This window comes from Microbacterium sp. SORGH_AS_0862 (genome assembly GCF_030818795.1).
Lineage (GTDB): Bacteria > Actinomycetota > Actinomycetes > Actinomycetales > Microbacteriaceae > Microbacterium.
On record NZ_JAUTAY010000001.1, the window covers coordinates 878,701 to 892,903 of the forward strand.

Here is a 14,203-nt window from a genome sequence, read left to right on the forward strand (position 1 = left end):
TGCGGAAAGGGGGTGGGCGCCGCGTGCCGCGGCGCCCACCGGGGTGTCATCGGAACAGTGCGTTGATCTGGTCGTTCGCGCTGGTGAAGGCGCCCGCGTCCGCGCCGCCCTTCAGGAACGACTCGATCGTCGCGGTCATGGTGTCGTTGACGTCCGACCAGTGGTCGGCGATCGGAAGGAGCTTGGTGGTGCCGTCGGTCACCTGGACGGTGAAGCCGCTGACGTCCCAGCCCTTTTCGGCGAACGCGGTCTCCGCCTTCTCGGTGGAGCTCTGGATCGCCGGGAACACGACGGCGGCGTCAGCCACGACGTCCTGGCATGCGCTGGAGCCGAGGTAGCTGACCCACTGCCATGCCGCATCCGGCTTGCTCGTTCCCGCCCAGATGCCGTCCGAGAGCCCGTTGAAGACGCTGGCGCGTTCCCCGTCGGGGCCGATGGGCGTCGGCACGACCAGAGTGGGCGTGTCCGTCTGCCCGAGGTACGAGGCCGTCATCCAGCTGCCGTCCGTGACCATGGCGTAGCGACCCGCGAGGTAGCCGTTGAGCGGGTCCTGCTCGGACAGCGCGATGTCGACGCTGGGCATGTAGCCCTTGTCGGCGAGGCTCTTGTACCAGGTCATCGTCTCGACGAACGACGGGTCGTCGAAGTTCCAGCTGGTGGTCCAGGGTGTCTTGTCACCGAAGTACCAGTCGTTGCCGAGCGCGTAGGGGGCCCAGGTCTGCTGACCACTCGCGTTCAGCCCGTTGCCGCTCAGCGCGAGACCGTAGACCGCCACCTTCGACTTGTCGAAGCCGGGCTCATCTCCGTGGACGCCGTTCGCGTCGACCGTCAGTCGCGCGAGCGCGGCCTCGAAGCTGCCGCCGTCGGCGGGGTTCCACTCCAGCGATCCCAGTTGCTCGGCGGTCAGGCCCGCATCCGTCGCCATCTGCTGGTTGTAGAAGGTGGCGACGGTGTCGAAGTCCTTCGGCAGGCCATAGCGACCGCCCTCCTGGTCGGTCCAGAGCTCGGCGAGCCCGTCCTGATAGATGTCGAGGTCGATCGAGTCGGCTTCGACCCTGTCGCTGATGTCGAGCAGCTGACCCTGGGAGACGAACTGAGGGAAGTAGGAGAGGTGGTCGGTGAAGACGTCCGGCGCGGTCCCCGAGGCGAAGCCCGTGGTCAAGCCCTGCCAGTAGTCTGCCCAGCCGAACTGCTCGATCTTGACGCTGATGCCGCTGGTCTGCTCGAAGTCGGTCGCGCACTGCTGGTAGGCGGCCTGCTGGTTGCTGTCCCACAGCCAGTACGTGATGGAGTCGTCGGAGCCTGCCGCGTCACCGCCCCCGGCGCATCCGGCGAGGGCGAGAGGGACGGCGACGGCGACCGCGGTGACCGCAACGGTGCGGCGCACACGAGGAGAATGACGCATGACATGCCTTTCGTGAGGGTGTTTCTTCGGGTCGACCGAGCGACGGCGCCGTCGGTCAGGCGTACAGCGGCTACTTGATGCCCGAGTAGCCCAGGTTGTCGACGAGCTTTCGTCCGAAGAGGACGAACAGCACGAAGATGGGCAGCGCCGCGACGAGGGTTCCCGCCATGAGTCCCGCCCAGTCGGGCCCGGTCTGCGGCGTCTGCGAGCGGAAGATGCCGAGGGCGACGGTGAGCACACGGGATTCGTCGGCGCGGCCGACCAGCAACGGCCAGAAGTACTCGCCCCAGGCCGTGATGTAGGTCAGCAGCGCGAGCGTGAAGATCGGCGTCGACGACATCGGCAGCACGATGCGGAAGAAGATCCGGAAGTGGCCGGCGCCGTCGATCTTCGCCGACTCCTCGACCTCGCGGCTGATGCCGAGGAAGAACTGCCGCATGAAGAAGATCGCGAACGGCGTCATGAAGAAGAACGGCAGGATGATGCCGGCGAGCGTGTTGAGCAGCCCCAGGTCGCGGATCAGGATGAAGTTGGGGAGCTGCACGAAGATCGGCGGGATCATCAGCGCCGTGAGGAAGAGGAAGAAGACCGCTTCCCTCCCCCGCCAGTGCAGCCGCGCGAAGGCGTAGGCAGCCATGGACGAGAACAGCACCTGCCCGAGCGTGATCACGGTGGCGACGATGACGGTGTTGCGCAGGTACAGCCAGAAATCGATCGAACCGGTGGTTCCCCCCTCTGCCGCCGCCTGCTCGGGTGTCGCAAGCCCCAGCACACGTGCGAAGCCGCCCCAGCTGAACTCCACCGGCAGCAGGCTGCCCGCGTTCGTGTACAGCGCGGTGTTCGTGGACAATGCCGTGCGCAGCATCCAATAGAACGGGAAGAGCGTCACGACGAGAAGGACCCCCAGGGCCGCCCACGCGAGGATGCGACCCACGGGCAGCGGCTTCCGTGGTCGGCGTCGGACGGGGGATGCGGCTTCGGTCGCCGCCGGGCGCGGCGTCATCACAGCGGTCATGGCGGCTCCTTAGGCGAGGTCCGACTGGTTGGATCGCATGATCTTCAGCTGCGCCCACGCCACGGCGGCGAGGACGACGAGCAGGAAGACCGACATCGCCGACGCGTATCCCAGGTCGAAGCGTTCGAAGGCCTGTTGGTAGATGTAGTAGTAGATGACGCGCGTCGCGTTGACCGGGCCGCCCTGCGTGGTGACGGCGACGGTGTCGAAGATCTGGAACGAGCCGACCACCGTGATCACCAGCACGAGAGCGAGCACGGGGCGCAGCAACGGCAGCGTGATCGAACGGAACATCCGCGTCTCCGATGCGCCGTCGAGTGCCGCCGCCTCGTACAGCTGGGTGGGGATGGTCTGCAGCCCCGCGAAGATGAGCAGCGCCGTGTAGCCGACGTAGCGCCACACGTTGATCAGGGCGATCGTGGGGATGGCCAACTGCTCGCTGCCGAAGAACGCGACGCGATCCGTCCCGAGCCAGTCGAAGACGACGTTGATGATGCCGGTGGAGTAGTCCATCATCCAGAACCAGACGAGGGCGACGACGACGTTCGCGACCAGGTACGGCAGCAGGATGATGCCGCGGATGACCGCGGAGCGGGTCAGGCGGTGCATGAGCACGGCGATGCCCACCGCCAGCACCGTCTGCACGCCGATGTTGATGACGACGTACTCCGCCGTCACCCCGAGGGCGTTCCAGAACAGCGGGTCTTGGAACATCCGCTCGTAGTTCTCCGTGCCGATGAACTCGCCCGCGCCGATGAGGTTCTGATCGGTGAAGCTGAACCACACGCCGCGCAGCGAGGGGATCAGGTAGAAGGCCAGGAAGCCGATGGCGGCGGGCGCGATGAACAGCATGGCGACGCGGAAGTCGCCACGATGCCGGCGGCGCGACCCGGGCGCGATGATCGCGCGGGTGTCGAGTGCGCGGGTCGTGATGCTCCGACTCATGACAGTGCCTCCACGTACAGCAGAGCGACCTGGTCGGGATCCAGAGCGGGGACGTGCACCCCGACCTCGGCGAGCGCCGCGCCCGTCAGAACCGTGCCGTCGATCCACCAGGAGGGATGGATGCGCTCGTCGTACGGTTCGAGCGCGGGCCCGGAGGCCCGCAGCCGGTAGCGCCGTCTGGGATCCAGGCCGGGCAGACGGACCCGCCCCACGGGCCAGGTGATGTGACGCTCCCGCAACGTCACGAGGTAGAGCGCCTCGCTGAGGTCGACGGCGACCGCACCGTGCAGCCAGAGGTCACCGTCTTCGAGCGCCCGGCGCACGGTGGTTCCGCCGTGGATGAGCGGACGCATCCGCTTGTAGTACGCGACCCATTCCGCCAGCTCGTCCCGTTCTTCGGGCGTCGCGGCACTGAGGTCCCATTCGATGCCGAAGTGCCCGAAGAGCGACGTCGCCGCGCGGAAGGAGAGGTCCAGGCGTCGACGCGTCGTGTGCGCGCGGTCGGCGCCGATGTGGCTGCCGACGAGCTCCGGCGGCAGCAGCTGCGCCGTCCACCGCTGGATCTGCTGACGCTCGCGCGCATCGATGCAGTCCGAGGCCCACACCCGGTCGGTGTGCTCGAGGATCTCGAGGTCCACGCGCGCGCCGCCTGACGAGCACGACTCGATCTCGAGATCCGGCACAGCCCGACGGATCTCATCCAACAGCCGATACGCGGCGTGGGTCTGCGCGTGCACCCCGGCACGACCCGTGCGCGTGGAGCCGGCGTCGATGAGGTCGCGGTTGTGGTCCCACTTGATGTAAGAGATGCCGTACTCCTGCACGAGCGCCACGACGTGGTCGCGCACGTGGGCGAACGCACCGGGATGCGTCAGGTCGAGCACCTGCTGATGCCGGAACGAGATGGGCAGCCTTCCCGGCACCTGCAGCATCCACTCCGGATGCGCGCGCGCGAGATCCGAGTCCGGGTTCACCATCTCGGGCTCGAACCAGAGTCCGAACTCCATCCCGCGAGCGCGGACGCCGTCGACGAGGCGCCGGAACCGGCCGTCTCCCCAGACCTGCTCCCCCAGCACCCAGTCACCGAGGCCGGAGGTGTCGTCTCGACGGCTGCCGAACCAGCCGTCGTCGAGCACGAACCGCTCCACTCCGACGCTCTGCGCGAGATCCGCGAGCTCGAGCAGACGGTCGAGATCGTGGTCGAAGTACACGGCCTCCCAGACGTTCATGACGACCGGGCGCGCTGAGCGCGGGTGATGCGGCCGGGAGCGCAGATGGGTGTGGAAGCGTGCGGCGACCGCATCCAGGCCCGCGCCGTAGGCCGCGTACACTGCGGGCGCGCTGTAGGACTCGCCCGGCGCGAGCTCGATCTCCCCGGGCAGCAGCAGCTCGCCGCCGAGCAGCAGTCGCTCGCCGGAGAACGCGCGTTCGGCGAGCGTGCGGTGGTTGCCGCTGAACGCGACATGCAGCCCCCATGCCTCGCCGCGGTCGAAGTCGAGGTCGGGCGTTCCCGCCATCAGCACGAGTGCCGCATCCGCTCCCGTGCGACCGTGACGGCCCTCGCGCAGGTGAGTGCCGACCGTGAACGCACGCGTCTGGGGAACCCGCTCCTTCGCCCACCGTCCGGCGAGATCGAACAGCAGATCGGCACGGGTGGGCACCGGCATCGCGGAGGTCAGGCCGTCGAGGGTGTACACGTCGGCGCCGACGTTCTTCAGTTCGGATGCGAGGCGCACCAGTCCGCTCGGGAGCAGCTCGATCGTGAGCCGCAGTTCGAGACCGACGAGCTCGTCGCGCGCGACGACCAGGATGCGGCCGCCCGCCGGGCGGTGCTCGACCTCCGTCGACACCGGGACGAACGAGGGCGACCACGCGCGGCCGGCGCGATGACCGGACACACCCGGCGTTCCGGTCCACCCCGCCGAGTTCTCCGGGATGAGCGACACCCGCACCGGCACATCGGCGCCGTTCGTCGCCCGCGGCGGCACGGCATGGCGGGCGAGCTCGTCCGCATCCGCATCGTCGAACGCGTCCGAGCCCCAGTGCACGATGCGCGGCAGGGATCCGGAGGGAAGGGAAACCACGAGCCCGACGCCCCCTGCGACGAACCTGACGTCTTCGCTCATCGAGATCGGAGCGGCGTCGCCCTCGTCGGTTACCTGCATCGTCACAGCGTCTTCGCCTCTTCCCACCATTGGTCTGCAAACGTTGGTCAGAACGTAGCATGCAGCGGCGAGCGTCTGCAAACGTTGGTCAGAATTGTGTCCACGGCGACCCCGCAGCGCCCGAACGGCGTCGAGATGCGCGGGGGCGGCGCTCAGCGGACGGTTGCGGCGCTCTCACGCACGACGAGGCGCGGGAGCACCGCGGAGTCCTCCGGCGCGTGCCCGCTGAGCATCCACTCCTCCAGCAGGGCGAAGGTGCGCCGTCCGAGATCGGTGAAATCCTGCGCCACGGTCGTCAGGGCGGGCACCCACATCTGCGCGAAGGGCTGATCGTCGAAGCCGACGACGCTCACGTCCTCGGGCACCCTTCGTCCCCGCTCCTGCAGCGCCCGCGCCGCGCCGATGGCGAGCTCGTCATTGCCGCACAGGAGCGCCGTCACGGCGGGATCATCGGCGATCGTCAGCGCGGCCTCGTAACCAGACATCGGCGAGTACGCGGCGCGGACGACATCGGGAACGGGCGCGCCGGCCTCCTCGAGTGCACGTCGCCACCCCCACTCGCGTCCGGTGCCGTCGCGCGTCGCGGGAATCGCGAGGTGATGCACGCTCCGATGCCCGAGCGAGAGGAGGTAGCGCGTCGCCTCGTAGCCGCCCGCCTCGTCGTCGAGGAATGCGTGCGGTCGGTCGCCCCGAGCCCGCCTCGCACCCGCGGCAGCCACGACCGGCAGGTTCTCAGGCATGGCGTCGAGGGTCGCGACACCGACCTCGTCGAACTCGATGACGATCGCTCCCGCGAGCGGTTGCGACAGCGTCGATGCGATCGCCCGCTGGATCGCAGACTCGTCGTCGCTCTCCACGACCGCGATGAGGATGACGTAGTCCGCCGCCCGTGCGGCCTCCTCGATGCCCTGCAGCGTCGCCGCGTATCCGAACCGGATCGTGTTGCGCGCCAGCACGGCCACAGTGGACCGCTTGCCGCTGACCAGCGCCTGCGCCGCGGCGTTCGGCCGATAGTCCAGCTCCCGGACGGCGGCCATCACCTTCTCGCGCAGCCGCGCGCTCACGGGCGTACGCCCCGAGATCACCCGCGACACCGTCGACACGCTCACCCCGGCACGTGCAGCCACGTCGATGAGGCCGGCCGGGCGATGCTCGAAGGTCATCCCCACAGGCTAGCCACGCGCATCGGCGCCGGCCGCATCCGCGCCGATGAGGATTCGGGTGGTGGCGCGGGCTTCGGGCGATGGCGGTGAGGATTCGGGTGGTACCGGTGGGGATTGGGGCGGGGCGTTGGGGATTTGGGCGTTGGGGATTGGGGCGTTGGCGTTGGGGATTGGGGCGGGGCGTTGGGGATTGGGGCGGGGAGTGGGGATTGGGGCGGGGCGTTGGGGATTGGGGCGGGGCGTTGGGGATTGGGGCGTTGGGGATTGGGGCGGGGCGTTGGAGATTCGGGCGGGGGGCGTTGGGCCGCCGGCTGCGGTCGGGCCGTGCCCGAACTCCTGCACATCGAACCCGCACACCACCCGCCGGCACCGCCCGCGCCGGATCTGCAGGAGTTCGGGCGCGCCGGGAGGTTCGGTGGTGCCGAGGGGGGCTTTCGGGTGGCGCCGAGGGGGCTTCGGGTGGGGTGTGGCGCCGCCGGCTGCGGTCGGGCCGTGCCCGAACTCCTGCACATCGAGCCCGCACACCACCCGCCGGCACCGCCCGCGCCGGATCTGCAGGAGTTCGGGCGCCCCCGGCACCCTGCCCGCGCGGCACCCTCCCCCGGTGACCGGCACCCGCATCCGCTCGCTCCGGCGCGCACGCGCCACACTTCTGCGCACCCGCCACAGACGTGGACGGGCGCGGATGCGGAAACCTGCGGCATCTGCGCACATGCGACGCAACTCGGGCGCCCCGGCCCCGGGTACGTCGAAGCGGGGCGGGCCCCGAAGGACCCACCCCGCTTCTTCGGCTCGGTTCAGGCCCGGCGGCGCATCCGCGACATCAGCAGCCCGAGAGCCCCCACAGCGAGCAGGCCCGCCGCCAGCACAGCCCAGGGCAGCGGGTTCACACCCGTCGCGGGCAGCGACGCGGCCACCGGCGCACCCGGCGCCACCGGCACACCGGGCGCGGCGACGACGAGCGCCGACGTCGCGACGGCGGTGGAGCCGCCCGCGCCGAAGCCGATGGCCACCAGGGTGTGCTCACCGGGGGTGAGATCCGTGGGGACCGTGACCTCGAACGACGCGGCACCGTCGGCATCCGTCACCGCCGCACCCAGCAGGGTGGGCGTGGAGTACGCGAAGGCCTGCACGTTCGATCCCCCGAGGAAGCCGGAAGCCTCCACGGTGACCTTCTGCCCCGGCGTGACCGAGCTCACGGGATTGCCCGACGCGCCCACGAAGCGCACGCTCGTGCCTTGGGTCGCAGCCGGCACCGTCTCGGGCGCGGCGTTGGAGAGCACGGATGCGGATGCAGACACCGCCGGCTCGGCTGCTCCGACCGACGTGGACGCCACGACCGAGAAGGTCATCGCTCCGGCCGGCAGCCCCGTGATCACGCACGAGGTCTCGGTGGTCGTGCAGGTCTGCCCGCTGGGCACCGCGGTGACGGTGTAGCTGACGGGTCCCGCGCCGCCGTCGTCCTCGGATGCCGGCCACGAGACGAAAGCCTGGAAGGCGCCCGGCACCGCGTTCACGGTTTCGGGGGCCGTGGGCGCGACGGCGTCGATGCGGATCTTGACCGTCGACGTCGCGGTGCCCGCCTCGGCACCGGTGGCGGTGATGGTGAAGGTCGTCTTGTCGATCGCGTCGCCCGTCGGGGTTCCGCTGATCACGCCGGTGCTCGCGTCGAGCGACAGTCCGGCGGGCAGCGTGGGGCTCACGGCGTAGGTGACCGACCCCGAGAAGCCTGTCGCCGTCAGCGCCGAGGTCGGCTCGATGGCCTGCCCGTGCACGACGGCGAGCGGCTGATCGGACGGAGAGAGTCCCGCCACCACGATCCCGAACTGCTGCGACGCCGTGAACGTGCCGTCGCTCGCGATGAGCGTGAACACGGTGCGCTCGATCGCCTCACGCGGTGTTCCGGAGATCACGCCGGTGGCGGCGTCCAGCGTCAGGCCGTTCGGCAGTGCCGGCTCGACCGAGTAGGCGACGGAGCCCGGGAAGCCGGATGCGGTGGGGGCCGGCGTCGCATCGATGGCCGTTCCGCGCGTCGCCTGGACGATGGCCGTGGCCAGGGCGAGGGCGGGCTTGATGGCCAGCGAGATCGTCGCCGTCGCCGTGGCGTCGCCATCCGTTCCCGTGATCGTGTATTCCGTCGCCGCCTGCGCCGTCGTCGGCGTGCCGCTCAGAACGCCTGTGGAGCCGTTGAAGGTCAGTCCCTGGGGTACGGCCGGGGCGATCGTGTACGTCACCGTGCCGTCGAAGTTCTCCGCCGTCAACGCGGAGGATGCGGGCATCGCCCTGCCGACGGTAGCGTTCAGCGTCTGGGTCGCGGGCGAGATCTCAGGCCGTGCGACGAGCGAGATGACGGACACGGTACTGGTGTTCAGGCTGCCGACGTACGCGGTCGTGCTGTCGGGCGACACGGCGAGCTCGTAGGGGCCGGAGCCGACGAAGACGGTGGCTCGCGTGTCGGTGTCGGCGGTGTCGATGACCGTCACACTGGAATCGCGGGAGTTGGCGACGAGGACGTGCGATCCATCGGGCGTCACCGCGACGCCGTAGGGCAGACTCCCCACCGTGAGGTCGGTGATCTTGGTCAACGCGACGGTGTCGATGACGCTCACGGTGTCGGTGTCGCCGTTGGTGACGTAGGCGCGGGTGTTGTCGGGCGAGATCGCCACGCGGCGGGGGCCGTCGCCGACGGGGATCCGCGCGATCTGCTGCTGCGAGGCCAGGTCGACGACGGCGAGGTCCTCGGACCCGTAGTTCACCACGTACAGACGCTTGCCGTCGGGAGAGACGGTGACGCCCCAGGGGAGGGAGCCGGTGAGCGTCGGAACCGTGCCGATCTGCGCGTTCGTCGCGGTGTCGATGACCGAGACCGAGCCGCCGTTGGCCGAGTACACCCGTGAACCGTCGGGCGAGATGGCGATGCCATGGGGGCTGTAGCCCGTGTAGCCGGTGACGTTGCCGATCAGCGTGTTGTCGACGAGGTCGAAGACCTTGACGGCGCCCCCACTCCAGTCGGCGGTGTAGGCGCGAGTGCGATCCGGAGTGACGACGATCCCCATCATCGCCGAGCCGCCGGCGATGGTGGTCTGCAGCTTCTGCTCAGCCGTGTCGACGATCGACACGCCCTGCGACGCGTAGCTCGCGGTGTAGACGCGCGACCCGTCGGCCGAGATGGTGAGCGCGGTCGGCGTCGAGCCGACGGCGATGGTGGCCGTCACCTCGGGGGCGAGCCCCGCGGCGTACGCCGGCGTCGCCGCGAGCGCGGCGGATGCGGCCAGAGCCGCCGTCGTGACGCCGGCCGCGACGCGCCGCCATGCGCGGCGGCGAGGGGCGCGCGCGAGCACGCCGAGAAGGGGTGTATCAGTCATTGGAGCCTCTCGATCCCGGGCGCGCGCGTAGGAACAGAAGTGCGCGCGGGGTGTTCCGACACTACGAGCGAGTTGCTCCGCATCCGTCACCGGCGGCGAGGCGCCGCGTAGAACTGCTCAGTCCACCCGCTGTCCACCTGTGCTTCACCGTGCCGTCCTATCCCCGACGTCTGCACGACCGATCGCCCACAGCACACCTCAGCGTCCACACGCGGCATCACCCGCACCACCGATCGTGCAGACGTCGCCGTATGGCAGCCCGACGGAACCCCGCACGGGCCCGACGGAAACCCGCCCGGGCCCGACGGAACCCTGCCCGGACCCGACGGGCCACACTTCTCCGCATCCGCCACAGTCATTGCCTGGCGCACCTGCGCAAAGGTGTCGCATCTGCGCACCTGCGACGCAACTCGGGCATCCGAACAGGGCACCCCGCGACAGCACCTACCCGACGAGCGGGCCGCCGAGCTTCCAGTACCCGAGGAACGAGACGCGGTCCTTCGGCAGCCCCCGCTCGGCGGTCAGGTGGCGGCGGATGCGGGCGACAGCCCCCGCCTCGCCCGCCAGCCACACGTATTCGGCATCCGCCACGCGCGCCTCGCGCACGGCCGCCTCGAGCGCCTCGCCGGCGACGGCCGCGCGCGCCACGAGCCGCACGCGTGCGCCGGCGGGCGCCGCGGGGCTGACGATGTCGTCACGCGCGTCCCCCGCCTCCAGCAGCACCTCCGCACGGCCGCCTTCGGGCAGGGTGCGCAGGATGTTGGCGATCGCCGGGAAGGCGGTTTCGTCGCCCACCAGCAGCCACCGCACCGCATCCACAGGCGGCTGCCAGTGCAGGCCGTAGCCGGTCCAGCCGTTGCGCCGGTCGGGTCCGGTGATCCACAGGCGCTCCCCCGGCGTCACTCCCGCAGCCCACGCGGATGCGGGACCGGGCGGATCGTGCAGCAGCACATCCACGTCGATCTCACCCTGTTCGGGGCGGATCGCCGACGGCGTGTACGTGCGCAGCACGTTGCGCTCGGTCTCGGGCAGCGCCTTCCAGCGCGCGTACCACTGGGACGGATGCGGGGTGGGCTGCGCCATGAGCCCGAAATCGGCGAGGCCCCCGTCCGGCAGGGGAAGCACGAGCTTGATCCGCTGATCCAGACCCCACGGAGCGAAGTCGCGGAGTTCGGGTGCTCGGAGCGTGAGCCGCCGCCATCCCGGCGCGATGGCGCGCGCATCCGCCACGGTCACGGCGAAGGCGCTGTACTCCCAGGGCCGCATCATGCACCCCCGAGCGGCACGACGAGGGGTCCGCCGGTCACCGGGTCGGCGATCACCATGTTGGGCAGGCCGAAGACCTGCTCCACCCGTTCGCTGGTCACGACCTCGGCGGGTGTCCCCTCGGCGACGATAGCGCCGTCGCGCATCGCCACGATGTGGCTGGCGTAGCGGGCGGCGTGGTTCAGGTCGTGCAGCACGGCGACGATGGTGCGCCCCGCGCGGTTCAGCCGCCCGAAGAGCTCCATGAGCTCCACCTGATGCGCGATGTCGAGGAAGGTGGTGGGCTCGTCGAGCAGCAGCAGGTCGGTCTGCTGCGCAAGCACCATCGCGACCCACACGCGCTGGCGCTGCCCGCCCGAGAGCTCGTCGACCGGGCGCGATGCGAGCTCGCGGGTGCCCGTCGCGTCGAGTGCGTCGTCGACCGCGCGCTCGTCCGCATCCGACCAGCGGCGGATGAGTCCCTGGTGGGGATAGCGACCGCGGGCGACGAGGTCGGCGACCGTGATCCCCTCCGGGGCGATCGCGGTCTGCGGCAGGAGCCCGAGCCGCCGCGCGACCTCTTTCGCGGGGTAGGCGGAGATCGCCCGCCCGTCGAGCACGACGCTTCCGGACTGCGCCGCGAGCAGGCGCGAGAGCCCCCGCAGCAGCGTCGACTTGCCGCACGCGTTGGGGCCGATGATCACCGTGAACGAGCCGTCGGGAACGCTAACGGTGAGATCGGACACCACCGTCCGGCGGTCGTACGCGAGGCTCACCCTGTCGGCTGCAAGGCGCGGGGCGGACGGATGCGGGGACTCAGGCACGGCGACGGATCTCCTGGATGATCGTGACGACGAGGTAGATGCCACCGAGGGTGACGGTGACGACACCGGCGGGCAGCACGACGGGAAGCAGATGCTGCGCGATCACGTCGGAGGCGAGCAACAGCAGCGCGCCGACGAGGGCGGCGAGCGTCAGAGAGAGGTACGGCGTGCGTGCGAGACGCCGCGCGATCTGCGGCGCCGCGAGCGCGACGAAGGCGATGGGGCCGACGACGGCGGTGGCGATCGAGACGAGGCTGACTCCCAGCAGCAGTGCCGCGCTGCGCACGAGGGCGGGGCGTGCCCCGGTCGCGGCGGCCACGTCGTCGCCGAGGTCGAGCTGGCGCAGGCGCGGCACGAGCACCGCGGCGGCGATCAGCAGCGGCACGGCGCAGGCGAGCGCGCCGCCGAGTGGAGCGGCGGTGATGCCGTTGAGCGAGCCGGCGCCCCAGGCGGAAGCGAACATCGCGGTCTCGAGTTCGACCTGCAGGAGCATCCACGTGTTGAGCGAGGCGAGCATGGCGGAGATGCCGATGCCGATCACGATGAGCCGGAAGCCCTGAACGCCGCCGCGTCGGGCGAGGGCACCGATCACGAGCGCGACGCTCACGCCGCCGACGACGGCACCGATCGTCAGAGCGGGCCAGCTGTTCGAGACGAGGGTGAGGGTCAGCAGCATGCCGGCGAAGGCTCCGTTGGACAGCCCCAGGATGTCGGGGCTCGCGAGCGGGTTGCGCGTGACGGTCTGGAAGAGCGCACCGCTGACGGCGAGCAGCGCTCCCAGCGCGACGGCCGCCAGCGTGCGGGGCAGCCGCCACTCGAGCACGACGGTGCGATCGAGGTCCGTCCCGCCCCCGGCGAACGCGGTGAGCACCTGCCCCGGATCGAGCGCGTACGAGCCGAGACCGAGCGAGACGACGGCGAGCGTGCTCACGGCCGCGGCGAGCGCGATCCCCACGACCACGCTCCGCGCGCGCAGGCGGATGCGAAAGCCCCGGTATCCGACCTCGAGCCGGCGGTAGCCGGCATCCGCGAGCGCACTCATCCGAGCCCGCTCACGCGACGGCGCATCGCCAGGGCGATGAGCACGGGGGCGCCGACGAAGGCGGTGACGATGCCGGCGGGCATCTCGGCGGGGGCGATGAGCACGCGGCCGAGGACGTCGGCGGCGAGCACGACGACCGGGGCGAGCACCACCGAGACGCCCAGGATGACGCGCTGGTCGACGCCGAACACCCACCGTGCGACGTGCGGCACCATGAGCCCGACGAACGCGATCGGGCCGACGAGCGCCGTGGCCGCGCCCGCGAGCAGGGTGACGGCGATGACGACGAAGACGCGGATGCGGCGCACGTTCGCTCCGTGGGACCGGGCCACGTCGTCCCCGAGGGCCAGCGCGTTGAGTCCCGGCGCGACGGCGAACGCGATGATCAGGCCCACGGCGATGAAGGGGACGATCGCGACGAGCGCGTCGACTCCGGCGCCCAGCAGGCTCCCGGCGTGCCAGCTGCGCATGGCGTCGAAGGCGTCGGGGTTGCTCAGCGTCATCCCGGTGACGAGCCCCGAGAACACGGCACCGAGCGCGACGCCGGCGAGGGTGAGGCGGATCGGGTCGGCGCCGCCGCGCCCCGACGACCCGATGACGTACACGCCGAGCGTCACGACGAGAGCCCCGGCGAAGGCGAGCCAGACGAAGGATGCGGGATCCCGCATCCCGAGGAACGCGACGCCGAGGGCGACGGCGAACGCCGCGCCCGCATTGACCCCGAGGATGCCGGGATCGGCGAGCGGGTTGCGCGTGAAGGCCTGGATGAGGGCCCCGGCGACGCCGAGGGCCGCACCCGCGGCGATGCCGGCGAGCGTGCGCGGCACCCGCAGTTGCCACACGATGTACTGCGATTCGGGGGTGCCGCCGCCAGCGAGCGTGTCGAGGACGACGCGGGGCGACAGGGGGTTCGCCCCGAGCGCCAGTGACAGCAGGATCGCGGCGACGAGGGCGCCTACGAGCGCGAACGCGCTCACGGCGACGCGCAGGCTTCGAGGCCGTGCGCGCCGCCGTGAGCGGGCCGCGAGAGTGAG

10 protein-coding genes are annotated in these 14,203 nt (G+C 70.8%); all 10 read right to left on the reverse strand.

Translation table 11 applies throughout. The features are described from left to right. Window positions 1–46: 46 nt before the first annotated feature. Window positions 47–1,387 carry a sugar ABC transporter substrate-binding protein gene (locus QE377_RS04075; RefSeq protein ID WP_307319855.1) on the reverse strand — a complete coding sequence of 447 codons (1,341 nt, stop codon included), beginning with the start codon at window positions 1,385–1,387 and terminating at the stop codon, window positions 47–49. 88 nt (window positions 1,388–1,475) lie between these two features. After that, window positions 1,476–2,420 carry a carbohydrate ABC transporter permease gene (locus tag QE377_RS04080; protein ID WP_307319857.1) on the reverse strand — a complete coding sequence of 315 codons (945 nt, stop codon included), beginning with the start codon at window positions 2,418–2,420 and terminating at the stop codon, window positions 1,476–1,478. A 9-nt stretch (window positions 2,421–2,429) separates the two neighbouring features. Continuing rightward, window positions 2,430–3,365, reverse strand: coding sequence for a carbohydrate ABC transporter permease (locus QE377_RS04085; RefSeq protein ID WP_234073567.1), 936 nt, complete (start codon window positions 3,363–3,365; stop codon window positions 2,430–2,432). Then, the gene (locus QE377_RS04090) at window positions 3,362–5,530 is read right to left on the reverse strand and encodes an alpha-galactosidase (RefSeq protein ID WP_307319860.1); all 2,169 of its coding nucleotides are present in this window, start codon (window positions 5,528–5,530) and stop codon (window positions 3,362–3,364) included. Before QE377_RS04090 ends, QE377_RS04085 begins: the two co-directional genes overlap by 4 nt. A 152-nt stretch (window positions 5,531–5,682) precedes the next feature. After that, on the reverse strand, window positions 5,683–6,693 hold the full coding sequence (locus tag QE377_RS04095; RefSeq protein ID WP_307319862.1) for a LacI family DNA-binding transcriptional regulator: 1,011 nt from the start codon (window positions 6,691–6,693) through the stop codon (window positions 5,683–5,685). Between the two features lie 797 nt (window positions 6,694–7,490). Continuing rightward, a complete protein-coding gene (locus QE377_RS04100; RefSeq protein ID WP_307319864.1) occupies window positions 7,491–10,058 on the reverse strand; it encodes a putative Ig domain-containing protein in 2,568 nt (855 codons plus the stop codon). 444 nt (window positions 10,059–10,502) lie between these two features. Continuing rightward, window positions 10,503–11,324: a siderophore-interacting protein gene (locus QE377_RS04105; RefSeq protein ID WP_307319866.1), complete on the reverse strand. Its 822-nt coding sequence runs from the start codon at window positions 11,322–11,324 to the stop codon at window positions 10,503–10,505. Next, entirely contained in the window at window positions 11,324–12,127 is an 804-nt protein-coding gene (locus tag QE377_RS04110) for an ABC transporter ATP-binding protein (RefSeq protein WP_307319868.1), read from the reverse strand. The genes QE377_RS04105 and QE377_RS04110 overlap by 1 nt, the downstream gene beginning before the upstream one ends. Then, window positions 12,120–13,169 (reverse strand): iron chelate uptake ABC transporter family permease subunit, encoded by a 1,050-nt coding sequence (locus QE377_RS04115; protein ID WP_307319870.1) that lies wholly within the window; start codon window positions 13,167–13,169, stop codon window positions 12,120–12,122. The genes QE377_RS04110 and QE377_RS04115 overlap by 8 nt, the downstream gene beginning before the upstream one ends. Further along, complete coding sequence (locus tag QE377_RS04120; protein ID WP_307319872.1) at window positions 13,166–14,146, reverse strand: iron ABC transporter permease; 981 nt, start codon at window positions 14,144–14,146, stop codon at window positions 13,166–13,168. Before QE377_RS04120 ends, QE377_RS04115 begins: the two co-directional genes overlap by 4 nt. Between the last annotated feature and the right edge of the window lie 57 nt (window positions 14,147–14,203).